Genomic DNA, 23,122 nt, shown 5'->3' with positions numbered 1-23,122 from the left:
GGGCGGTGTGTACAAGGCCCGGGAACGTATTCACCGCGGCGTGCTGATCCGCGATTACTAGCGATTCCGGCTTCATGTAGGCGAGTTGCAGCCTACAATCCGAACTGAGAGAAGCTTTAAGAGATTAGCTTAGCCTCGCGACTTCGCAACTCGTTGTACTTCCCATTGTAGCACGTGTGTAGCCCAGGTCATAAGGGGCATGATGATTTGACGTCATCCCCACCTTCCTCCGGTTTGTCACCGGCAGTCTCGCTAGAGTGCCCAACTAAATGATGGCAACTAACAATAAGGGTTGCGCTCGTTGCGGGACTTAACCCAACATCTCACGACACGAGCTGACGACAACCATGCACCACCTGTCACTTTGCCCCCGAAGGGGAAGCTCTATCTCTAGAGTGGTCAAAGGATGTCAAGACCTGGTAAGGTTCTTCGCGTTGCTTCGAATTAAACCACATGCTCCACCGCTTGTGCGGGCCCCCGTCAATTCCTTTGAGTTTCAACCTTGCGGTCGTACTCCCCAGGCGGAGTGCTTAATGCGTTTGCTGCAGCACTGAAGGGCGGAAACCCTCCAACACTTAGCACTCATCGTTTACGGCGTGGACTACCAGGGTATCTAATCCTGTTCGCTCCCCGCTTTCGAGCCTCAGCGTCAGTTACAGACCAGAGAGCCGCCTTCGCCACTGGTGTTCCTCCATATATCTACGCATTTCACCGCTACACATGGAATTCCACTCTCCTCTTCTGCACTCAAGTCTCCCAGTTTCCAATGACCCTCCCCGGTTGAGCCGGGGGCTTTCACATCAGACTTAAGAAACCGCCTGCGCTCGCTTTACGCCCAATAAATCCGGACAACGCTTGCCACCTACGTATTACCGCGGCTGCTGGCACGTAGTTAGCCGTGGCTTTCTGGTTAGATACCGTCAAGGGATGAACGTTTTACTCTCATCCTTGTTCTTCTCTAACAACAGAGTTTTACGATCCGAAAACCTTCTTCACTCACGCGGCGTTGCTCGGTCAGACTTTCGTCCATTGCCGAAGATTCCCTACTGCTGCCTCCGTAGGAGTCTGGGCCGTGTCTCAGTCCCAGTGTGGCCGATCACCCTCTCAGGTCGGCTATGCATCGTGGCCTTGGTGAGCCGTTACCTCACCAACTAGCTAATGCACCGCGGGTCCATCCATCAGTGACGCAAAAGCGCCTTTCAACTTTCTTCCATGCGGAAAATAGTGTTATACGGTATTAGCACCTGTTTCCAAGTGTTATCCCCTTCTGATGGGCAGGTTACCCACGTGTTACTCACCCGTTCGCCACTCTTTTTCTTTCGGTGGAGCAAGCTCCGGTGAAAGAAAAAGCGTTCGACTTGCATGTATTAGGCACGCCGCCAGCGTTCGTCCTGAGCCAGGATCAAACTCTCATAATGATTTGTTTGAACGATCCATAGGATCGTTAAGCTCAAATAAAATTAACTTTGCTAGCTATTGCTTGCATGTATTTTGCTTCATAAATGAAGCGCCCTACACATTGGTTCGTTTGCTTGCTTTGTTCAGTTTTCAAAGGTCTACTGCGCTGCGTTAGCAACTTTTAAATCATATCAGACCGACAAGTGAATGTCAACTCTTTTTTTAAAAGTTTTTTTCGAAAGTGTTTATTCAACAACTTCCTGTGCGTCATCAGCGACTCCATTAGAATAACAAATGAATTGTTATTTGTCAACAACTTTTTTCAATCTTTTTTGTTGCTGCATCAGCATCAAATTGATTTCTTAAATTTGCGACTTCGTTATAATATCATCTGTTGGTTCTGGCGTCAACAACTTTTTTCATTTTCTTTTAGAAATGATTTTTGTCATTTGGCACATGTAATAATATAGCAACTATCTTGCCATTCGTCAACAGTAAAATCATTGATATTTCAACGTTTCTAAATACTGCGGTTCCATCATATATTTTAGTTAATTCTATGGAATAATCTCTCCATTTGGAAACTATGATGATTATTTGAATTCTCAATGTTCGGTTTTTATTCTTGTTGTAAGTATTATTTCCTATCATTCTTATAAATTTAAGTATGATTTTATCAATTTCCTAGAATATTTGCTAAAATAGGAGAAAAGAATATTGTTCCTAGGAGGATTTATATGAAAATACTTGTTGCTGATGATGATAAAGAGATTGTTGAACTATTAAGTATCTATCTTCATAATGAAGGTTATGAAGCCGTCAAAGCTTATGATGGTAAAGAAGCTTTAACAAAAATTAGAACTACTCCAGATATTGAATTACTGATCTTGGATATCATGATGCCTGAAATGGATGGCATGCAGGTTGTAAAAGAGTTGCGAAAAGAATCTCAAATTCCAATCATCATGCTAACTGCTAAGACTACTGATATGGATAAAATACGAGGTCTAGTTGCTGGTGCAGACGACTATGTAACAAAACCATTCAATCCTTTGGAAGTGATGGCTCGCGTCAAGTCTCTGCTCCGTCGAACAAAAATGCAAGCTCCCTCTAATCAGCCAGATATCTTAGAAGTTAGCTCATTGATCATTAATCGTGATTCTCATGAAGTAAAAACAATCACCGGAAATGAGATCCAATTGACCGCTCTTGAATTTGGTATTCTCTACCTATTAGCATCCCATCCGAATCGTGTATTTAGTGCTGATGAAATTTTTGAGCGTGTGTGGAAGCAAGAGAGTGTCGTGTCAGCCAAAACCGTAATGGTTCATGTGAGTCATCTGCGTGATAAGATAGAAGAAGCAACTGATGGCGAGAAAGTCATTCAAACAGTGTGGGGAGTTGGCTATAAAATAGATGCGAAGTAATCCAATAGAAAAAAAGAAACGTATCACCCTCACTTCTAAAGAAATCAGTGAATTATTTGCAGAAGGAATCGTTACTGTAATCCTTTTACTTCTATTAAATGTCGCGATTTTAGTCATTTTGACTTCTATAAGAGAGAATTCACCGTTGTTAGTGGAGGCGATCTATGAGTCAAAAAACGCTTTTACTTCTGCTTTTAACACGGATATTTTTCAAAGTGGCCGCAATTTCATTATCCCTTTGTTCTTTTTATTAGATGTGATTGTTTTGTATTGGCGTTTGATTCGTCGATACCGTCAAATGCAACTACGGCATATTATTAGTGAGCTTCATTATATTGCAGAGGGAAATTATGATCATCGTATTCCATTTGAACTGCGTGGTGACCTCAATCGGATTGTTTCAAATATTAACGGCTTGGTAGATAGTACCGTCGCCGCCATTGAAGATGAACGAAGGATCGAACAGTCGAAGGATGAATTAATTACAAATGTTAGTCACGATATCCGAACTCCTTTAACTTCTATTATTGGTTATCTAGGCCTGATTGAAGATCGTCAATATCATTCTGAAGAAGAGTTATTGAAATATACTCATACCGCTTATGTCAAAGCAAAGCAAATGAAATCTTTAGTAGACGATCTTTTCGAATACACAAAAGTAAGACAGCCTAGCGTCCCAATAAATGTCATTTCTTTTGATATGGCGCAATTAGTCGAACAACTAGCTGCAGATTTTGAATTAGAAGCATCTCGTAAAGGAATAAAGATTGAGACTCACACTCGCCCAGAGCACATTATTATGGACGGTGATACTGAGAAGCTTGTACGAGTTTTCAATAATTTATTGTCTAATGCTTTAAAGTATGGAAAAGGCGCTGACAAAATCGTAATGGAAGTGGAAAAAGTAGGAACAGAAGCCATTCTAACAGTTAAGAACAATGGACAAATGATTCCCAAACATTCATTAGACTCCTTATTTGACCGCTTCTATCGAGTGGAGGAATCACGTTCGCAGGAAACTGGGGGAACTGGACTTGGTCTTGCCATTGCTCAAAGCATCGTTGCCTTGCATGGTGGCTACATTTTTGCAAAATCTACTCCGGATTGGACCTCCTTTATTATCCATCTCCCATTAAAGAGAAATGATTTATCAAATACCCAAAACTATGGTTGACGAACTAACGCTTTTTCGCTATTCTAGAGAAAATACTTACTAATAAAGCATAGAACCTAGTACATTTTTTACTTTTTCAGAGAACTGATGGTTGGTGAGAATCAGTAATGGAAAGAATGGAATCCAGTTCATTAAAAGTGTATCTTTTGAAAGAAAGATCGTGTGCCCACGTTACGGGCAACAAGGGCAGCGTTATGCTGAACTCGGGTGGTACCGCGAAAGATCTTTTCGTCCCAAGAATAGGGATGAAAAGGTCTTTTTTTATATGAAAAACAAGGGGGAAGAATTATGTTAGATATTAAAATGATTCGGCAAAATTTTGACAAAGTCCAAACAAAATTACAGACTCGCGGAGTAAAAAAAGAAGTATTAGAAGAATTCTTAAAGTTAGATGGAAGGAGACGACAACTCCTAGTAGAGACAGAAGAATTAAAAAAAGTTCGAAATGAAGTTTCTGCAGAAATAGCTCAACTAAAACGAGCAAAAAAAGCAGCAGATGATAAAATTACTGAGATGAAAGAAGTCGGTACTAAAATCAAGTCTCTTGATGACGAGATTGCAAAAATTGATTCAGAAATCAAATTGATCGCAACGACATTACCTAATCTGCCTCATGACTCTGTCCCAGTTGGAAAAGATGAAGATGACAATGTTGAAGTAAGACGCTGGGCTACACCAAAAGAATTTGATTTCGAAGCAAAGCCTCATTGGGATATTGCCGAAAACCTAGGAATATTAGATTTTGAACGAGGTGCAAAGGTAGCCGGTAGCCGGTTTGTCTACTATAAAGGATTAGGTGCCCGTCTTGAACGAGCTTTATATAACTTTATGCTAGACCAACATGTTTATGAGCATGGGTACACTGAGATGATTACTCCATATATTGTTAATAGCGATGCAATGTTTGGAACTGGACAGTTTCCTAAATTCAAAGAAGATGTTTTCCAATTAGCGGAAACAGATCTTACCTTGATTCCTACTGCTGAGGTTCCTTTAACGAATTATTATAATGGAGAAATATTGGATCTTGACCAACTACCGGTTTACTTCACAGCATTAAGTCCTTCTTTCCGCTCAGAAGCTGGAAGTGCTGGTCGTGATACTCGCGGATTAATTCGATTACATCAATTCAACAAAGTTGAAATGGTCAAACTAAGTGAAGCAGCACACTCTTATGAAGAATTAGAAAAAATGACTGCAAATGCAGAAGACATTTTACAAAAATTACAACTTCCTTATCGAGTAATGGCATTGTCTACAGGTGACATGGGCTTCTCTGCTGCTAAAACGTATGATTTAGAAGTATGGATTCCAGCACAAGAAACATATCGAGAAATCAGTTCATGTTCTAATTGTGAAGATTTTCAAGCACGTCGAGCAATGATCCGTTATAGAGATAACGATGGCAAGATTCATTACATGCATACATTAAATGGTTCAGGACTAGCAGTCGGTAGAACTGTTGCTGCCGTATTAGAAAACTATCAAAATGAAGATGGTAGTGTGACTATACCAGAAGTACTAGTTCCTTATATGGGTGGAGTTACCCGAATTGAAAAAAATTGAAGAACAAGGTAGGATGAGAATTCCTACCTTTTTTCTTTAAATATTCTAAGAAATACCCCCCTATTGTTGAAACTATATTACAGTTATGTTACGCTTATTTTACTTTATGATGATAAATGGAGGGATAAAGTCATATGTCTGACAAAAATACCTATGCACGTCGTAGCCAACGTCACAAACAAGAACCTGATACCTGTGAAAATACAAATCAATTGAATGAAGCTGTAAAGCCCAAAACCGGAAACGAAAACAAACAACCAAAAATACCGAAGAAAAAATCTAATTATAGCAAGTATATATTCGCATTGTTTACCGCACTTATTCTAGTAATTGTCGCTACTGGCGGCTATATTGTTTATACATTAAAACAGCAAGAAGCAGAAGCTCAAGCCAAATATGAAACTGCTGCAAAAAATCTCATGGCTTCAATCCAAGAAGAGCAAGACCAAAGTGGAATTTCAACGAAAATAGATACTATAAATGACGGAGAAAATAAGTGCCTTGTTTACCGTCCAGTTGATGAAAATACTGTTCCTTTCAAAAATGCAAACCAGCTCTTAGACGAGCTTGCTCAAAAGCAACAAAAAAAGCATCGTGAAAAAGAAGTGCTCACAGTTGCCAGAATAAAAGCAACAGCAATATCTTCTAAAGTTAATCAATATAGAATTGAAGCAGATAGTTTTATCTGGGATCGCAGTAAGGAAAATTTCAAAAAGCCAGATAGTATTTCTGAGAAAGATATCTATATTTTCAAAAAAACTGGCAAAGAAATCACAAATAAGGATTTGATTCCAGATGAAGGAAGTCTCTTAGGTATTCAACAGGTGATTCAGCAATCCATACTTGATCAAGCCAAAGAACCTGAAAAAATCATTGATGCTGTATTAACAATGGATAGAATTTCTTATGATAGTAAAATGACTTATACACCTGATGAATTGACTATCGTCTTACCAAAAAATTCAACTGGAACTTCTAAAGTCACTCTAAAATACAAAGATATTGCGCCATTCATTGATACAGATCTGGTTTCGCAAGAAAGTATAAAAGATACATTACCTGCATTAGATGAAAATAAAAAGTACGTCGCTCTTACTTTTGATGATGGTCCAAATAATAGCTCAACACTTGATTTGTTGAATATACTAAAAACAGATAACGTGAAAGCTACTTTTTTCATGTTAGGACAGATGGTGGATCAAAATCCAGATGTTGCAAAACAAGTCCACGACGAGGGTCATGAGGTAGCAAGTCACTCGTATTCTCATCCACAATTGAATACACTTTCGACAGATGAATTACAAAGTGAAATAAATAAAACCAACAAAGCTATTTTCAATGCTACAGGCGTCTTGCCTCGCAATATCCGTCCCCCTTATGGCGCTATTGACAAAAAAAGTGCTGAAACAATTGGCATGCCAATTATTCAATGGGATATTGACTCACAGGATTGGAAATCAAAAAATCCTAGAGCAATCAATAATGTTGTCAAACAGAATGTTTATAATGGTGCAATCATCTTAATCCACGATATCCATCCTGAATCAGTTAAAGCCATACCAAATATGATCTCCATGTTAAAAAATAAAGGGTACGAATTTGTGACGATCGATCAACTATTGTCAGGAAAACAAAAACCATTGCATCAATATTTTGGTATGAATGATGAACGACTAGTAGAATAAAAGAAAAGCGAACGTATTGGCGTTCGCTTTTCTTTTATTCATAAACATTTGTAGTAAATATTTGAATAAGTAAATGAGAAACTGCTTTAGGCTGCATCTCAGAAAAATCTTTTAGCCAGCGTTCAATCAACCCGATCGAGCCACAGACAAAATAACTCAAACATAACTCTAATTCTTCTCTTGTTGCATCTTCGAAATAAATAGTAAAGCGTTTAAACGTTTCCGGTCTGATTTTTTCCAATAACAAATCTAATAAATGACTGTTATTAAGCAGAATCAAATGACTTACACTAGGATTTTCTTGCAGTATAAGTAATAATTTTTCTAGCCATAGATCTAAGGGGAGATTTTCTTGTTGCAAATTATCTGCAATTTGTTCAACGATTTCTTTCTCAATCTCCTCTAAAAGGTCTGCAGTATCTTTGTAATACTTATAAAAAGTTCCCCGATTGATATCAGCACGCTGGGCAATCTCTGTAATTGTGATTTTTTCAAATTCTTTTTCCATCAAAATCTCTTGAAATGCTTTTCGAATCACTTTTTTTGTATATTGTGTTCGGCGATTTCCAACTATTCCTACCATAACTTCAATCCTTTCTATACAAAAATAACTTAAATGTTTATTTAATAACAGATGAATAAGATTTGAGGATTGCCCCTTTTTTTCTTTCTTAGTATACTAACGCTATGTGATTAAATCAACAGGTGTTCAAAATATGGAGGCGTTATATGAGTTATGTAGAAGTAAAAAATACGTATAAAAGATATAAAATGGGCGAAACCACGATTACCGCTAATGAAGACCTATCCTTTTCAATTGAAGAAGGAGAACTAGTCGTTATTTTAGGTCCAAGCGGAGCTGGAAAATCGACTATTCTAAATATATTAGGTGGGATGGATTCACCTGATGAAGGTCAAATCATTATCGATAATATTGATATTGCACAATTTTCGGATAAACAACTTACAGAATATCGGCGCAAAGATGTAGGCTTCGTTTTTCAATTTTATAATTTAGTTCCAAATCTAACAGCAAAAGAAAATATCGAGTTAGCAACAGAGATATCACCGAACGCACTTGACCCAGCTGCTGTGCTTAAGCAAGTAGGATTAGAAAATAGATCCAATAACTTTCCTTCTCAATTATCAGGTGGCGAACAGCAACGAGTGTCCATTGCCCGAGCGCTAGCAAAAAATCCGAAATTACTTCTTTGTGACGAACCAACAGGAGCATTAGATTTTGAAACCGGTAAACAAGTATTGAAGCTGTTGCAAAGCGCAAGTCGTCAAGCTGGAAATACTGTTTTAATCATTACGCACAACAGTGCCATTGCTCCCATTGCTGATCGCGTGATTCGTATTAATGATGCTACAGTGCGCTCTGTAGAAATTAATGAATCCCCTATTTCAATCGATGAGATCGTTTGGTAGGAGGAAACAAATGAAAAATAAGACGTATTTAAAAGCAAGCTTACGAGAAATCAAACAGTCTAAAGGAAGATTTATCGCTATTGTTTTAATCATCTTTCTAGGTACTTTTTTGTATGTAGGTGTCAAAGCAACTGGGCCTATTTTGAATCATTCTGCAAGTACTTATGTTGATGAACATAACTTAGCTGATATGCAGGTTACATCAACACTAGGTATCACCGATCAAGATCTTAAAGTAGCTAAAGAGTCAGGGATTCAAGTGGAATCAGGCTACCAATTTTATTATGTAGCAGAAGCAGATGAAGTTGTCCAAATCAATTCTTACAACAAAAACCAAAAACAAAACGCATTAATCCTTGAAGAAGGCCATTTACCAAAGAATAGCAATGAAATTGTCTTAGATACACAAGCGAAAGAATATGGCTATCAGTTAAACGATACTTATACTATCGACTCGCAGGATACTATAAAGGATAAAAACTTCAAAATCGTTGGTTTTGCCAACTCGCCCCTATTTATCAGTAAAGCTGAACGAGGCTATGCGAATGTTGGCAGTGGTACAGTAACATATTTTGCTTACCTTCCCGAAAATCAATTTCTGAGTGATGTACAATCGGTGCTCTATCTGTCTTTTGATAATGTGAAAGATTTAGAAACTTATTCTGATTCCTATCAAGAAAAAATGGAAAAGAATCAAGAAAAAGTAGAAACGCTTTTTGCTGATCGTCCACAAGAACGTGTAGCAGAAATCAAACATGACGCAATGGAAGAATTGAAACCTGCTAAGGAAAAAATTGAAACTGGAAAAGCACAGCTATTAGATGCACAAACAGAATTAGATGCTGCTAAAGCTCAGATTGAACAACAAAAAAGTGCAACCCTTCTGTTACCGTCTCAACAACAAGCTGGTGCTATTGAACAACTGAAAACTGCTGAATCGACATTGACTAAACAACAAAATCAAATCAATGAAGAAAAAGAGAAGTTAGCTGATGCAGAGTCTACATTACAAAAAAAAGAAAATGAAATAAATGAAATGGAAGAGCCTACTTATTTATTTAATCTAAGAAAAGATAATCCTGGGTTTCAAGAATACGGCGGTTTATCTGATCGTATAGCGGCAATTGCAAATGTCTTTCCAGTATTCTTCTTTTTTATAGCAGCTTTAATAACTTTTACCACCATGACTAGAATGGTAGAAGAAAATCGAAAAGAAATTGGCACATTAAAGGCTTTGGGATATGCAAAAAGAGAGATAGCTCGAAAATATATCATCTATGCTCTTTTATCATCCAGTATAGGAATTCTCTTAGGAGCTGTACTAGGTATCGAATTTCTACCTCGATTAATCTATTTTCTTTCTAGTGAACGGTATCTTTTAGGTGGTGTCCGGGTTTACTATGTTTGGGGGCCAATCATTCAAGCTACAGTCGCCTTTATTCTTGCTACTTTAGGTGCAGCCCTTGTTGTCCTCTATCGTGATTTGCGAGAAAAACCAGCGCAACTATTGCAGGCACGTGCACCAAAGCCAGGGAAAAGAATTTTTCTAGAATACATTCAACCACTTTGGTCACGCTTGAGCTTTAATCAAAAAATCAGTTACCGAAACATTTTTCGCTATAAATCACGAATGATTATGGCAATAATTGGGATCGCTGGATGTGCAGGACTTATGGTCGCTGGAGTGGGTCTAAAAGATTCATTAAGTGCTGTTTCGCAAAAACAATTTGGTCCTATCACTGATTATCAAGCAATCGTCACATTAAAAGATAGTAAAACAAACAATACCGAAGTTTTTGAAATATTAGAAGAAGATCCAACAATTCAACAATCCCTGCTTGTATTGAATGAAACAATAGAGTTACGGTCCAAAGAACAAGGAAAGCAAAGTCTGTCTTTAGTGGTACCTTCTAATACTGACTCATTCTCGAACTATATGCATCTACACTCTACCGATGGAAAAAAAATGTCACTAGACGATGGGGCAATCCTAACGATGAAATATGCGGAGCTTTTTGATATTCACATTGGAGATGAGCTAACCTTTTATGATAAGGATCAAACAGCTGTAACAGTGAAGATAGCTGGTATCGCTGAAAATTATTTAGGTAACTCACTTTATCTTTCTAGAAACGACTATGAAAAAGCAACAAATACGAACTATCAGCCTACATCGCTTCTTATCAAGAGTAAAAAGATGCAACAAAAGCAAGAAGACGCATTAGCTAAAGAACTATTGAAAACAGACCAAGTTCAGAATACTACCTTCCTGTCTAGTCAAATCAAAGCGCAAAATGAGTCCATGGGGAATCTGAATTCCATTGTTCTTATCTTGGTCATTTTATCTGGCGCCTTGGCATTTGTTGTTCTATACAATTTAACAAACATTAATGTATCGGAAAGGATTCGGGAACTCTCTACAATTAAAGTTTTAGGTTTTTACGACAAAGAAGTTACAATGTATATTGTTCGTGAGAATGTTGTCTTTACTTTGCTAGGGATCCTAGCTGGTTATGGAGTCGGATACTTACTGACTGATTTTATTCTCCGACAGGCATCGATGGAAAACATGGTTTTTCCATTAGTGATTAGTTGGGCTGCTTATGCGTTAGCCGGCGGCATGACCATTTTATTTACAATCATTGTTATGTTGGTTACTCATTATAAATTGAAGCATGTTGATATGATCGACGCATTGAAATCAAATGAATAATTTTCCCATAAAAAAATGGCGGTCAGTGTCTTATTAAGACTACTGGCCGCCATTTTTATTTAATGTTTTCACGTGAAACAATTTCTAAGACTTCACAGAATAGTTTGGTGCTTCTTTAGTAATTTGCACATCGTGAGGGTGAGATTCTTTCAAACCATTTCCGCTCATTTGGATAAACTGTGCTTCATCTCTTAGTTGTTTTAAGTTCGCTGCTCCAACATATCCCATCCCTGATTTTAGACCGCCGATCATTTGGAATAAAATATCTGCAACACTGCCTTTATAAGCCACTCGGCCTTCAATTCCTTCTGGAACAAGTTTATTTGCTTCATTAACTCCACCTTGGAAATAACGATCACTTGAACCTTTTTCCATAGCTCCTAGTGACCCCATTCCCCGATAGGTTTTGAAACGTCGACCTTGATAAATTTCAAATTCCCCTGGAGATTCATCCGTTCCTGCCAACATACTTCCTAGCATAACTGCATGCCCGCCAGCAGCCAAAGCTTTGACAATATCACCAGAATATTTGATACCACCATCTGCAATAATGGCTTTTCCATATTGTCGAGCCACTGAGGCAGCATCATAAATAGCCGTTAACTGAGGGACACCTACACCAGCGACAACACGTGTCGTACAGATGGAACCAGGACCAATACCAACTTTAACGACATCTACACCAGCGTCGTATAGAGCTTTTGTTCCCTCAGCAGTTGCGACATTCCCTGCAATTAATGTTGCTTCAGGAAAATGTGCTCTGATTTCAGAAATTTTACGCAGTACGCCTGCACTATGTCCATGAGCAGTATCGATTACGATCGCATCTGCTCCAGCATCTAACAATGCTTGTGCTCTTTCAAAGGTATCACTGGTCACACCTACAGCTGCCGCTACTAATAAACGGCCATGAGTGTCTTTAGCCGCGTTGGGGAATTCAATGACTTTTTCAATATCTTTGATCGTAATCAATCCACTTAAAATACCTTCATCATCAACGATCGGTAATTTTTCGATCTTATGTTTTTGCAAGATTTTCTCTGCATCTTTCAAAGAAGTACCAACCGGTGCCGTAACTAATTTTTCTTTGGTCATTACATCAGAAATTGCGATTGAATAATCCGTAACAAAACGCATATCTCGATTCGTGATGATTCCAACTAGTTTACGATTCTCCATTGTTTCAACAATAGGGACACCGCTGATTCGGTATTTACTCATAAGGTGTTCTGCATCTGCTACTAGATGACTAGGTGTTAAGAAGAACGGATCAATGATTACGCCACTTTCAGAACGTTTTACTTTCCGCACTTCATCTGCTTGTGCAGCAATACTCATATTTTTATGAATGACCCCTAATCCACCTTGACGAGCCATTGATATTGCCATTTTACTATCAGTTACTGTATCCATACTGGCACTCATGATCGGTATATTTAACGTAATATTTTTTGCAAGCTGCACATGCATATCCACATCATTTGGCAACACATGACTTTCTGCAGGTATCAATAATACATCATCAAACGTTAACCCTTTTTTTACAAATTTGGTTTCCCAGTTGGACATTTTTGTAACCACTCCTTAAAGTTAATATGTATTTTTAAAAAAATAGCAAATATTTTTTCATAAGTCAACTATTCGGAAAGCTTTCTTATTTATTCCTGTGTAATCTGAGAAAACAGCCAGAATCACAATAGATTTCTATTTTCTCCCTCTTGTATGACACATAATAAAAAAGACCCACACGCATGAATGACATGTGGGAACTTATTATTATCCTCTAGGAACAGATAAGCTACTAATAATATTGTATTTCTTCTTCAAGTAATATTTAGCTGCTAGTGCCACAGCCCCAATCACAATTTCGATTAATGGGTCGACCTGTGGATTAAGTGGTGGTTGAAGCATAGCAGAAAGTGAGATAGTCACGATCCATACTAAGAAAGCTCCAACTAAAATCAAAATAATTTTCCACATTTTCGGACGTTTACTTTTATCTGCGCCTGGACGTTCATATTGATACATGTACTTATACATTAAGTAGAAAACCCAACCAGCTAACATGGCCATTAAGAAGAGGGTCAACAATCCGTAAGGCTGTGCTTGACCTTTTGTAAATACCCCCATCACGCCGAGCATTAATCCAAAAATACCTAAAATAAGCAACGTATTGTCTAACCACATCAAGAATGGACCTGATTCTTTTTGTTCAACTGGCTTCGTGATGATTGCTTCCGTACGTTCAGAGACTGTCCCAAAAAGTTGTCTAGCGGTTTTACCACCTTTTTGTTCTTGAACAAGAATTGGTAACATCTCATGTAATGCGACAGTTTTTTCTTCTTCAGAAAGATTAGCTGCCTCCAAAGATTTTTTTAAATCAAAAATATATTGTTGGTTACGTTTTGTTAGTTGTTTTTCTAATTCACGATTTTCGGAAACATACGAGCGCAGAGTTTCTGGTTCCATAAATCATTTCTCCCTTCTGCGTGATTTCTTCACAAAGGACATTTTACCATATTTTTTTTTGGAAGAAAGCCTTTTATACATTAAAACGGAATAACATAACATCGCCGTCTTGAACGACGTATTCTTTTCCTTCTAAACGAACACGCCCAGCTTCTTTTGCTGCATGCATATTGCCATACTTATCCAAATCTTCAAAGGAAACAGTTTCTGCACGGATAAACCCTCGCTCGAAATCTGTATGAATAATTCCTGCAGCTTGAGGCGCTTTGATTCCTTTTCGGAAAGTCCATGCACGAACCTCTTGTTCCCCAGCTGTAAAGTAAGTGGCTAATCCTAATAAATCATAGGCCGCACGAATCAGTTGATCTAAACCAGATTCTTCAATGCCTAAAGCTTCCAAAAATTCTGCTTTATCTTCATCATCCAATTCAGCGATTTCTTCTTCTGCTCGAGCACTAATGACGATCACTTCCGCATGTTCACTCTCGGCAAATTCTTTCACACTTTTAACATAGGGATTCTCTTCTGCATTTGCCACATCATCTTCTGCAACGTTTGCTACATATAGAACAGGTTTTGTTGTCAGCAAAAACAATCCTCTAACGATTTTTTGTTCTTCTTCAGTAAATTCAATAGAACGTGCGGATAGACCTTCTTCTAAAACAGGTTTAATTTTATCTAAAACTGCTAATTCAGCTACAGCATCTTTATCTTTTGTTTTCGCAACTTTAGCAACACGTGCATAACGTTTATTGATAGATTCTAAATCAGCCAAGACTAATTCTAAATTAATAGTATCGATATCCGCTAGTGGATCTACCCGTCCTTCAACGTGTGTAATATTGTCATCATCAAAACAACGGACTACATGACAAATAGCATCTACCTGACGGATATGACTTAGAAATTGATTTCCTAGTCCTTCTCCTTTACTAGCTCCGCGAACGATTCCTGCGATATCCGTAAATTCAAATGTTGTCGGTACAGTTTTTTTTGGATGTACTAATTCCGTCAAACGTTGTAAACGCCAATCAGGGACTTCCACCATCCCTACATTTGGATCGATCGTAGCAAAAGGATAGTTTGCTGCTTCCGCTCCAGCTTTCGTTATAGCATTAAATAAAGTAGATTTACCTACATTAGGTAGTCCAACGATTCCAGCAGTTAAAGCCATTTATTATTTCACTCTTTCTCTTTTTTTTCTAGGATTTTTTTCATTTTTTTGTCGAACTCACGGCGAGTAAGCATAACAATATGGCCACAGTTCGTACATTTTATTTTGATGTCCGCACCCATACGGATAATTTCCCAACGGTTTGCTTTACATGCATGGGGTTTCTTCATTTCAACAATGTCACCAAGATCATACATATTTATCACCTCAAGCTTCATCAAATTGAATATTCAATAAATCAAGGATTCGTGTTAAATCTTTCTGTGAAAGGTACTCAATCTCTATTTTCCCCTTACCTTCCTTTTCATGGATTTCAACATTTGTCCCAAACTTGTCCATTAGTCGTTCTTCACTTTCCCGCAAATAATAGGGTTTTTCACGAATCAAACGAGGAATTTTCTTCTTCTCATTTTTAGCATCATTCATTTCAGACACTAATTGTTCTAATTGGCGAACAGTAAGATTTTCTTTCACACATCGATTGGCTAATTTTAAAATCAGATCTTTGTTTTTTAACCCTAGCAGTGTGCGCGCCTGTCCCATTGATAAGCGTTCATCTTGTACCATCTCTTTTACCAACTTTGGCAATGATAATAGACGAAGATAATTTGCAATATAAGGACGACTTTTGCCTAATCGTGTTGCCACTTCTGCTTGTGTTAATTTAAGATTTTTCATCAGCATTTCATACGCTTCAGCTTCTTCTAAAGGATTTAAATCTTCTCTTTGCAGATTCTCTAGAACAGCTACTTGCATCATTGCTTCTTCATCAAAATCACGGATAATTGCAGGTATCGTTTCTTTTTTTGCTAACTTGGATGCACGAAAACGTCGTTCACCAGCAATGATTTCATAGCCCTTTACAGTAGATTTTCTAACAATAATCGGCTGAAAAACACCTGCGTGTTGAATTGAATTAGCTAGTTCTTGAAGTGAGACTTCATCGAAGGTTTTACGTGGCTGGTAAGGGTTTGGTCTTAATTCATTTAAAGGGAGCTCAACCACTTCCTCTGTTTTGATATCTACTTCTTCTAAGCCTTGAAGATCTTGAAATAGTGCATCGATCCCCCGTCCTAAACCTTTCCCTTTATTTTTCACGAGTTAACACTTCCTTTGCTAATGTCTGATATACTTCAGCACCCTTTGAACGTGGATCATAATCAATAATAGATAGACCATGACTTGGGGCTTCTGATAAGCGTACATTACGTGGAATAATTGTCTCATAAACTTTTTCTTGGAAATAACGACGAACTTCTTCTACTACTTCAGCACCTAGATTTGTCCGTGCATCGTACATTGTCAACAAAACACCTTCAATTTCTAATTCAGGATTAAAGTGCTTTTGAACTAGACGCACGGTATTCAATAACTGACTTAGTCCTTCCAACGCGTAATATTCACATTGAACGGGTATTAAAATAGAGTCGCTGGCTGTAAATGCGTTGATCGTCAAATGTCCAAGAGAGGGGGGGCAATCAATAAATATATAGTCATATTGATCTTTAATTTCATTCAAAGCCGATTTCAAACGAGATTCCCGAGCCATCATTGAAGTTAATTCAATTTCAGCACCAGCTAATTGAATCGTCGCAGGAACAATATCTAAATTCTCACGACTACTTGGCAATATTGCCTCTACGATTGGTGTTTCATTCACCAATACATCGTAGATATCTTTATCAACATCTGGTTTACGAATCCCTACTCCACTTGTGGCGTTTCCTTGAGCATCAATATCTACTAGTAAGACTTTTTTTCCTACATAGGCCAAACAAGCACCCAGGTTGACTGTAGTTGTTGTTTTGCCTACACCGCCTTTTTGATTTGCCACCGAAATAATACGTGCCATTCTGCTTCCTCCTACTTGATTGGTTGTTTCGCCGGCAAACCAGGTTTGCGCGGGTATTTTTTTGGCGTTTCTTTCGTTTTTTTGATGATCAAAAGATGCCGTTCATCATTACTAACAGGCAATGTCAATTTTTTTTCTTCAATAAACTTACCACCAAGTAATGCGATTGCTGATTTTGCTTCTATTAATTCTTCTTCGCTTTTTGCTGCTTTTAAGGCAAAGAAATACCCGTTCTTTTTAACGAGAGGCAAGCATAGTTCCGTTAAAATATTTAAACGAGCTACTGCTCGAGCAGTGACATAATCAAAGGATTCTCGGAACTCTTTTTGACCAAATGTTTCTGCTCGATCGTGAAACAAGTAAACATCTTTTAAACCTAAATCTGCCACTAAAGTTTGTAGAAAAGTAATCCGTTTATTCAGTGAATCAACGATTGTTATCTTTAGTTGTGGGAAGATGATTTTCAATGGAATACTAGGAAAACCTGCTCCAGAACCGACATCACATAAATGTGCATCTTCTTTGAATGCTGTCACAAAAGCTAAAGAAATCGAATCATAAAAGTGTTTCAAATATACTTCTTTTTGATCGGTAATTGCAGTGAGGTTCATTTTTTGATTCCATTCAATCAACCGATCATAGTAAGTAGCAAATTGCTTGAGCTGTTCAGATGACAACTCAATTCCTTGAATAGATAATTGTTTTTGAAATTCTTCTGGCAGCATAATGAATCCTTTCTATTTTTGTGAAACAGAAAAATGTTTCACAGACTAATTCCTACTTTAACGCAAAAAGTTTTGAGATGCAATAGGAATACATTGCTTTCAAAGAGATTTTAATTTTTCCACGACGGTTTTTATTTAATTGTTTGTGGTTAGTTTATGGCAAAAATTTGAACTTGTACTCAGACAAAAAAATGCATCATTTTCCATGACCGGTAAATACTAACTCACTAGACTTAAAAAATACAATTACAAAATTGTATCTGTATTCTGATGAAATTGTTACTTGTATGAATAGTCAGTAAGCAGCTGTAAAAGTGTATTATCAGTTCTATCAATTTTTTAGTTAAATAATATAGAAAGAATCTGTTTTTCAAAAAAATTGATCGATAAAATAAGAGCTACCCTTCAACATGAAGGATAGCTCTTATTTTTTCTATTATTAATTAATGAACGCGAGGTTCATTATTTTCTTGCATACGATCAGATGTTCGTTCTACTGCACCTTTAGCTTTTTCTGTTTGTCGAGAAGCAAAATCTCCTGTTTTTGATGCCGCGTTGGAGACTTTATCTTGAACTGTCTCGCTATCTTCTTGATACTCAGCTTCTGACTTAATGTCGACCACATTGATATTGACTTCAATTACATCTAGTTGAGTCATATTGGCTACTTCTCTATGAATCACTTCTTTAACTCTCTCAGCAACTTCTGGAATATTTCGTCCGTACTCTACCACAATATCCATATCAACAGCGACTTGTTTTTTGCCAACTTCAGTATTGATCCCAGAGGTTACATTATCTGTATTTACTAATTTCTCTGCAATATTTGAGAAAAACCCTCCATCAACTGTTAACAGACCATCAACATCTTCCAGAGCGATACCAATAATTTTTTGAATAACTTTATCATCATAGGTCAAAGAACCATTTACGGATGTTTCTCCAGTAGGACCTTGAAATCCACTAGGTTTTTCTGTCTGATTATGATGTTGGTTTCCAACTGTTGCTTGGTGCTGTTCAACCGCTTCTTGCGCATGAGGTACAACTGGGTCTGGTGCTTCTGTCATCGGAATATCGTTTTCTTTTGTCGTATGATCCGTGTTTGGTACGACTGGATCTGGATGTGCACTTACTGGTTTTTCATTTTTTAATTCGTTTTTTTCGTTATTCATTTAAATTCCTCCTGAGTTCTTATTGTTTTAGAAATTGATCTAACATTCCCGTTCTCTGTACGTACATCCCTAGGGCAAAGCCTAATCCTGTGAGCACAATGATCAGTAGTGTTTTGAAAAAGCCAATGCTGACAAATAGTAAAGCTAACACTAATCCAATCGCTCCAAAGATAATAGGGATCTTATATTGTTCAAGCTCTTTCATTGATAGACCTCCTATTCTACACGTGGATTTTCTGTAGTGTTCTGTTCTTCGTAGTTCGTATAAGAAACATCGACTTTGACTTTTTCACTTGATCCTAACGTTCTCTGCAAATCTTGCTGGATCTCAGTCATCAAATTCTCTGTTTTACCTACCAATGCAGAAGTACGTTTTAATTTTCCTTTGATTTTTACGCTGATTCGATTTTTAGTTGCTTTAACATTCACTTTAGGTCCATCAACGAATTCTTTTTCACTAACCTTTGTTCGTACTAAACCTTCAATTGCTTTTTTATCGATCGACAATGTTCCTTTATCCTCTTTCAAAACAAAAGTAGCTTTTGTTCTAGGATAGAAGATAATAACTAGAATGACACAAAGGAAAAAGATAATTAGAACTGCTGCTGCCCAAAAAAGATATTGTTGTAGGAAATAATTCGTGAAAAAGAAGGAAATAAATCTTTCTTTTCGATCTAAGCCAAACGGTAAACTAAAATAAGGATTGCCCAATAATAATATTGGCAATAACACAGTAATAAAAATCAATGAAACTACAATCGCTAAAGTTTTCCATCCTTTATTCATAAGACACCTCCTAATATTTGATCACTTCTTATAGATTGATTGCTTCTCCACCAGTTACTCCATAAATTTGAGCTGTTACATAGCTTGCTTTGTTCGACGCCAGAAAAACATACACAGGTGCTAACTCGGCTGGTTGTCCTGCACGTTGTAACAACGAATTTTGGCCAAATTCAGGTAACTGATCCTGAGGTTGTCCATGATCCAACTGTAGAGGTGTCCAAATTGGGCCTGGTGCTACACCGTTTACTCTAATTCCCTTTTCAGCAAACTGTTTTGCCAAACTAACTGTGAAACTAGCAATAGCAGCCTTAGTTGCAGCATAATCCATTAAATGAGCACTTGGACTAAAAGCTTGAACAGAAGTCGTTGTCACAATGGCCCCACCTGCTGGGAGATGAGGTTCTGCAGCTTTAACTAAAGCAAACATGGATAATATATTCACCATGAACGTATCTTTTACTTGCTCAAAGGGTAATTCTGAAATAGAGGGACGTGTGATTTGTTGCGCAGCGTTCAAAACAAGCGTATCCAAACCGCCTAGCCCTTTTACTGCTTTTTCAACGATTTCTTGAGGAGCTGCTTCATCTCTCAGATCATATGGTAATAGGATAGCTTTACGTCCAGCTTGTTCGATATAGTGAGCAACTTCCTCGGCATCTTTTTCTTCTCCTGGAAAAAAATGTAAGGCGATATCGGCCCCTTCTCGTGCAAAAGCAATGGCTGCCGCTCGACCAATTCCTGAATCTCCACCCGTAATCAGTACCCGTCGATTTTCTAATTGATTTGTTCCTTCATATGTTTCTTCTCCACAATCCGGCTCAGGCATCATTTCTTCTTGCAAAGCAGGAGTATCTTGATCCTGTTTTTTAAATTTACCTGTTTGATAAAGTTCGCGCGGATCATTCAAAATAGGTTCACTCATCTTACATCCTCCTTTTGTCTATAACAAAATTCTAAACCATTAAATTTTTTTTTGGAAATATAACGCTTATTTAATTTTAAAATCAAAAATAATTTCAATAAAAATGAGCAAAGAAAGCGTACACAAAGAGGGTTTTAATAAGGATATAGAAGGTAAAATAATTTATTTCTCTTTCCGTACTGAAATTCAATTTTTTCCATATTTTGGCAAAAGTAGGTAAACTAAAAGAAAAAAGGGGGAGTACAAAATGCCTTGGAATATGAAAGATTATCCTGCTTCAATGAAAAACTTGGATCCGTTGGTTCGAAAAAAAGCAATTGATATTGCAAATGCTTTGTTGAATGATGGCTATACAGACGATCGGGCAATTCCTATTGCTACTAGCCAAGCGGAAAAATGGCTAGAAAATGCCAGTGAAGAAGAAAAGAAAGAATTTCGTAAGGAAAAAAATCCTCAAAAAGATGATCCACATACCAAAAATAAAAATGCAAAAAAACTTCTGACAGCCAATGTTCAAGTAAAATTTGAAGAAGATAAATGGATTGTTTTATCTGAAGGCGCTAAACGAGCTAGTGATCATTTTAGTATTAAAGAAGATGCCATTGCTCGGGCAAAAGAAATCGCTGAAAATAAAAAAACTGGTGTAGAAGTATTTAAAAAAGACGGTAGTCACCAAAAAGATTACGACTTTTCCGAATAAAAAAACCAGCCTCTTTAGGCTGGTTCTGTTATTTTCGCAATCTTTCCTTGTTCGATATAGACCATCAATATACTTATGTCGGCTGGATTTACGCCACTAATTCGGCTGGCCTGAGCGATGGTTTCTGGTTGTATTTTTTGTAGTTTTTGTTTTGCTTCAGTTGCAAGACCATTGATTGCTTCATAATCAATGTTTTCAGGAATCCGTTTTGCTTCCATGCGTTTTAGTTTTTCCACTTTTTCAAGAGCTTTTTTGATATATCCTTCATATTTGATCTGAATCTCTACTTGCTCAATTTCCTTCGGCTTTAATGCAGGGTTTGCTTCGATAAACTGCAAGAGTTCTTGATAATTTACTTCTGGACGGCGTAGAAATTCATTTGCTAGAACACCATCTTTTAATGGAGCGGTTCCTTTCTCTTTGAGGAAAGTTTGAACAGATGGTGTTGGTTTGATACGTACTTTTTTTAGACGTTGGATTTCCTCTTCTACAGCTGTTTTTTTCGTTAGATAGGCTTGGTATTGTGGCTCTTCCACTAAGCCAATTTGGTGTCCGACTTCTGTTAGACGAAGATCCGCATTATCGTGACGCAGCAACAACCGATATTCTGCTCTCGATGTCAATAGACGGTATGGCTCATTAGTCCCTTTTGTTACTAGATCATCGATCATTACTCCGATGTATCCATCACTACGTTTCATAATAAAAGGCTCTTTTCCTTGAATCTTAAGAGCAGCATTTATGCCAGCAATCAATCCTTGACCCGCTGCTTCTTCATATCCGCTCGTTCCATTTGTTTGTCCTGCTGTAAAAAGGTTAGCGATGACTTTTGTTTCTAACGTTGGTCGTAACTGATGTGGTACTACAACATCATATTCAATAGCATAACCCGTACGCATCATCTCAACTTTTTCAAGCCCGGCAATCGAATGGAGCATATTGACTTGGACGTCTTCTGGAAGAGAAGTTGAAAGTCCTTGGACATACACTTCTTCGGTATCTAAACCTTCTGGCTCTAAAAATAATTGGTGGCGTGATTTATCGGCAAAACGTACGATTTTGTCCTCGATCGAAGGGCAGTACCTTGCTCCAACCCCTTCAACGATTCCAGTAAACATTGGTGCACGATGAAGATTATCATTAATGATTTGATGTGTATGTTCATTGGTATAGGTTAACCAGCAAGGTTCTTGATTGGTTTTGTATTGGCTATCTGGTGTACTGTAACTAAAGTGATTAGGGGCTTCGTCACCGGGTTGGATCTCAGTTACATCATAGTTGATGGTACTTGACTTCACACGTGGCGGCGTACCAGTTTTGAAGCGCGCAATTTCTAAACCTAACTCTTTTAAATGATCAGCAAGTCCAATGGATGGTTGAGAATTATTAGGTCCCGAAGAATATTTTAGTTCACCAATAATAATTTCCCCACGTAGCGCAGTTCCAGCAGTAATGATCACCGATTTTGCTTGGTAACGAGCTCCAGTTGCAGTAACAACGCCTTTACAAATACCATCCTCAACAATCAATTTCTCTACAATACCCTGGCGTAATGTCAAATTTTGCTCCATTTCAATGGTTTTTTTCATTTCAGAAGCATAGGCATGTTTATCTGCTTGTGCACGCAATGCACGCACAGCCGGTCCTTTACCTGTATTCAACATTCTCATTTGAATGTATGTTTTGTCGATGTTCTTCCCCATTTCGCCCCCGAGAGCATCAATCTCTCTAACAACTACACCTTTAGCAGGACCTCCTACTGATGGATTACAAGGCATAAATGCAACCATATCTAAATTGATGGTTAACAATAATGTTTTACACCCCATACGGCTAGCTGCAAGAGCAGCCTCTGATCCAGCATGACCTGCACCAACTACTATGACTTCATATTCTTCTGCTTGATATTCTTGCATCGTATTCTCCTT

The 23,122-nt window shown here is 37.7% G+C and carries 20 protein-coding genes, 1 rRNA gene and 1 other annotated feature (1 of these 22 cut by a window edge); of the genes, 7 read left to right on the top strand and 14 right to left on the bottom strand.

Annotated features, from left to right (window positions below; translation table 11 throughout):
• Positions 1–1,418: ribosomal RNA gene (locus HED61_RS02870) — 16S ribosomal RNA — on the bottom strand; it reaches 139 nt to the left of the window's first position.
• Positions 1,419–2,135: 717 nt separating this feature from the next.
• Here HED61_RS02870 and HED61_RS02865 point away from each other — a divergent pair.
• The 4 genes from HED61_RS02865 to HED61_RS02850 all read left to right on the top strand — a co-directional run bounded on the left by HED61_RS02865 (position 2,136) and on the right by HED61_RS02850 (position 7,250).
• Positions 2,136–2,825 (top strand): response regulator transcription factor, encoded by a 690-nt coding sequence (locus HED61_RS02865; RefSeq protein WP_003129151.1) that lies wholly within the window; start codon positions 2,136–2,138, stop codon positions 2,823–2,825.
• Entirely contained in the window at positions 2,815–3,999 is a 1,185-nt protein-coding gene (locus tag HED61_RS02860) for a sensor histidine kinase (protein WP_081132412.1), read from the top strand. Before HED61_RS02865 ends, HED61_RS02860 begins: the two co-directional genes overlap by 11 nt.
• A 41-nt stretch (positions 4,000–4,040) precedes the next feature.
• Positions 4,041–4,238, top strand: a binding site (T-box leader).
• A 49-nt stretch (positions 4,239–4,287) separates the two neighbouring features.
• Positions 4,288–5,565: a serine--tRNA ligase gene (gene serS, locus HED61_RS02855; protein WP_219645396.1), complete on the top strand. Its 1,278-nt coding sequence runs from the start codon at positions 4,288–4,290 to the stop codon at positions 5,563–5,565.
• Between the two features lie 134 nt (positions 5,566–5,699).
• A complete protein-coding gene (locus tag HED61_RS02850; protein ID WP_219645395.1) occupies positions 5,700–7,250 on the top strand; it encodes a polysaccharide deacetylase family protein in 1,551 nt (516 codons plus the stop codon).
• A gap of 34 nt (positions 7,251–7,284) precedes the next feature.
• On the opposite strand, the gene HED61_RS02845 is transcribed toward HED61_RS02850, so the two are convergent.
• A complete protein-coding gene (locus HED61_RS02845; RefSeq protein WP_003129161.1) occupies positions 7,285–7,833 on the bottom strand; it encodes a TetR/AcrR family transcriptional regulator in 549 nt (182 codons plus the stop codon).
• A gap of 146 nt (positions 7,834–7,979) precedes the next feature.
• On the opposite strand from HED61_RS02845, the gene HED61_RS02840 reads away from it, so the two are divergent.
• Complete coding sequence (locus HED61_RS02840) at positions 7,980–8,681, top strand: ABC transporter ATP-binding protein (RefSeq protein ID WP_034705477.1); 702 nt, start codon at positions 7,980–7,982, stop codon at positions 8,679–8,681.
• 10 nt (positions 8,682–8,691) lie between these two features.
• Positions 8,692–11,394, top strand: a complete 2,703-nt coding sequence (locus tag HED61_RS02835; protein ID WP_113849001.1) for an ABC transporter permease — start codon at positions 8,692–8,694, stop codon at positions 11,392–11,394.
• An 84-nt stretch (positions 11,395–11,478) separates the two neighbouring features.
• On the opposite strand, the gene guaB is transcribed toward HED61_RS02835, so the two are convergent.
• The 11 genes from guaB to HED61_RS02780 form a co-directional block, all read right to left on the bottom strand.
• A complete protein-coding gene (gene guaB, locus HED61_RS02830) occupies positions 11,479–12,963 on the bottom strand; it encodes an IMP dehydrogenase (protein WP_003129164.1) in 1,485 nt (494 codons plus the stop codon).
• Positions 12,964–13,170: 207 nt separating this feature from the next.
• Positions 13,171–13,863, bottom strand: a complete 693-nt coding sequence (locus HED61_RS02825) for a DUF1129 domain-containing protein (RefSeq protein ID WP_003129165.1) — start codon at positions 13,861–13,863, stop codon at positions 13,171–13,173.
• A 73-nt stretch (positions 13,864–13,936) separates the two neighbouring features.
• Positions 13,937–15,037: a redox-regulated ATPase YchF gene (gene ychF / locus HED61_RS02820; protein WP_003129166.1), complete on the bottom strand. Its 1,101-nt coding sequence runs from the start codon at positions 15,035–15,037 to the stop codon at positions 13,937–13,939.
• Positions 15,038–15,045: 8 nt separating this feature from the next.
• Positions 15,046–15,234, bottom strand: coding sequence for a DUF951 domain-containing protein (locus HED61_RS02815; protein ID WP_021148890.1), 189 nt, complete (start codon positions 15,232–15,234; stop codon positions 15,046–15,048).
• A 10-nt stretch (positions 15,235–15,244) separates the two neighbouring features.
• Positions 15,245–16,135, bottom strand: coding sequence for a ParB/RepB/Spo0J family partition protein (locus tag HED61_RS02810; protein WP_003129168.1), 891 nt, complete (start codon positions 16,133–16,135; stop codon positions 15,245–15,247).
• Positions 16,125–16,889 (bottom strand): ParA family protein, encoded by a 765-nt coding sequence (locus tag HED61_RS02805; RefSeq protein WP_003129169.1) that lies wholly within the window; start codon positions 16,887–16,889, stop codon positions 16,125–16,127. Before HED61_RS02805 ends, HED61_RS02810 begins: the two co-directional genes overlap by 11 nt.
• 11 nt (positions 16,890–16,900) lie before the next feature.
• Complete coding sequence (gene rsmG, locus HED61_RS02800) at positions 16,901–17,614, bottom strand: 16S rRNA (guanine(527)-N(7))-methyltransferase RsmG (protein WP_003129171.1); 714 nt, start codon at positions 17,612–17,614, stop codon at positions 16,901–16,903.
• 443 nt (positions 17,615–18,057) lie between these two features.
• Complete coding sequence (locus HED61_RS02795; protein WP_005473101.1) at positions 18,058–18,786, bottom strand: Asp23/Gls24 family envelope stress response protein; 729 nt, start codon at positions 18,784–18,786, stop codon at positions 18,058–18,060.
• A 19-nt stretch (positions 18,787–18,805) separates the two neighbouring features.
• Entirely contained in the window at positions 18,806–18,991 is a 186-nt protein-coding gene (locus HED61_RS02790; protein WP_003129173.1) for a DUF2273 domain-containing protein, read from the bottom strand.
• 11 nt (positions 18,992–19,002) lie between these two features.
• The gene (gene amaP, locus HED61_RS02785; RefSeq protein WP_003129175.1) at positions 19,003–19,572 is read right to left on the bottom strand and encodes an alkaline shock response membrane anchor protein AmaP; all 570 of its coding nucleotides are present in this window, start codon (positions 19,570–19,572) and stop codon (positions 19,003–19,005) included.
• Positions 19,573–19,600: 28 nt separating this feature from the next.
• Complete coding sequence (locus HED61_RS02780; RefSeq protein WP_003129177.1) at positions 19,601–20,494, bottom strand: SDR family oxidoreductase; 894 nt, start codon at positions 20,492–20,494, stop codon at positions 19,601–19,603.
• A gap of 247 nt (positions 20,495–20,741) precedes the next feature.
• Here HED61_RS02780 and HED61_RS02775 point away from each other — a divergent pair, with 247 nt between their 5' ends.
• Positions 20,742–21,194 carry a DUF2188 domain-containing protein gene (locus tag HED61_RS02775; RefSeq protein ID WP_003129178.1) on the top strand — a complete coding sequence of 151 codons (453 nt, stop codon included), beginning with the start codon at positions 20,742–20,744 and terminating at the stop codon, positions 21,192–21,194.
• 14 nt (positions 21,195–21,208) lie between these two features.
• Here HED61_RS02775 and mnmG read toward each other — a convergent pair whose 3' ends face one another.
• A complete protein-coding gene (gene mnmG, locus HED61_RS02770; RefSeq protein WP_103300725.1) occupies positions 21,209–23,110 on the bottom strand; it encodes a tRNA uridine-5-carboxymethylaminomethyl(34) synthesis enzyme MnmG in 1,902 nt (633 codons plus the stop codon).
• Positions 23,111–23,122 lie beyond the last annotated feature (12 nt).

This window comes from Enterococcus gallinarum (assembly GCF_021496385.1).
GTDB lineage: Bacteria > Bacillota > Bacilli > Lactobacillales > Enterococcaceae > Enterococcus_D > Enterococcus_D gallinarum.
The sequence above is the reverse complement of the archived record's forward strand: the minus strand, read 5'-3'. Positions and strand labels throughout refer to the sequence as shown.

Excerpts from the sequence above, each read along its gene's own strand:
- HED61_RS02865 (WP_003129151.1), top strand. The coding sequence starts at position 2,136 with ATGAAAATACTTGTTGCTGATGATGATAAAGAGATTGTTGAACTATTA.
- HED61_RS02795 (WP_005473101.1), bottom strand. The coding sequence starts at position 18,786 with ATGAATAACGAAAAAAACGAATTAAAAAATGAAAAACCAGTAAGTGCA.
- rsmG (WP_003129171.1), bottom strand. The coding sequence starts at position 17,614 with ATGCTGCCAGAAGAATTTCAAAAACAATTATCTATTCAAGGAATTGAG.
- HED61_RS02835 (WP_113849001.1), top strand. The coding sequence starts at position 8,692 with ATGAAAAATAAGACGTATTTAAAAGCAAGCTTACGAGAAATCAAACAG.
- HED61_RS02805 (WP_003129169.1), bottom strand. The coding sequence starts at position 16,889 with ATGGCACGTATTATTTCGGTGGCAAATCAAAAAGGCGGTGTAGGCAAA.
- HED61_RS02850 (WP_219645395.1), top strand. The coding sequence starts at position 5,700 with ATGTCTGACAAAAATACCTATGCACGTCGTAGCCAACGTCACAAACAA.
- HED61_RS02790 (WP_003129173.1), bottom strand. The coding sequence starts at position 18,991 with ATGAAAGAGCTTGAACAATATAAGATCCCTATTATCTTTGGAGCGATT.
- HED61_RS02840 (WP_034705477.1), top strand. The coding sequence starts at position 7,980 with ATGAGTTATGTAGAAGTAAAAAATACGTATAAAAGATATAAAATGGGC.
- HED61_RS02825 (WP_003129165.1), bottom strand. The coding sequence starts at position 13,863 with ATGGAACCAGAAACTCTGCGCTCGTATGTTTCCGAAAATCGTGAATTA.
- HED61_RS02815 (WP_021148890.1), bottom strand. The coding sequence starts at position 15,234 with ATGTATGATCTTGGTGACATTGTTGAAATGAAGAAACCCCATGCATGT.
- HED61_RS02780 (WP_003129177.1), bottom strand. The coding sequence starts at position 20,494 with ATGAGTGAACCTATTTTGAATGATCCGCGCGAACTTTATCAAACAGGT.
- HED61_RS02860 (WP_081132412.1), top strand. The coding sequence starts at position 2,815 with ATGCGAAGTAATCCAATAGAAAAAAAGAAACGTATCACCCTCACTTCT.
- ychF (WP_003129166.1), bottom strand. The coding sequence starts at position 15,037 with ATGGCTTTAACTGCTGGAATCGTTGGACTACCTAATGTAGGTAAATCT.
- HED61_RS02775 (WP_003129178.1), top strand. The coding sequence starts at position 20,742 with ATGCCTTGGAATATGAAAGATTATCCTGCTTCAATGAAAAACTTGGAT.
- HED61_RS02845 (WP_003129161.1), bottom strand. The coding sequence starts at position 7,833 with ATGGTAGGAATAGTTGGAAATCGCCGAACACAATATACAAAAAAAGTG.
- guaB (WP_003129164.1), bottom strand. The coding sequence starts at position 12,963 with ATGTCCAACTGGGAAACCAAATTTGTAAAAAAAGGGTTAACGTTTGAT.
- mnmG (WP_103300725.1), bottom strand. The coding sequence starts at position 23,110 with ATGCAAGAATATCAAGCAGAAGAATATGAAGTCATAGTAGTTGGTGCA.
- amaP (WP_003129175.1), bottom strand. The coding sequence starts at position 19,572 with ATGAATAAAGGATGGAAAACTTTAGCGATTGTAGTTTCATTGATTTTT.
- serS (WP_219645396.1), top strand. The coding sequence starts at position 4,288 with ATGTTAGATATTAAAATGATTCGGCAAAATTTTGACAAAGTCCAAACA.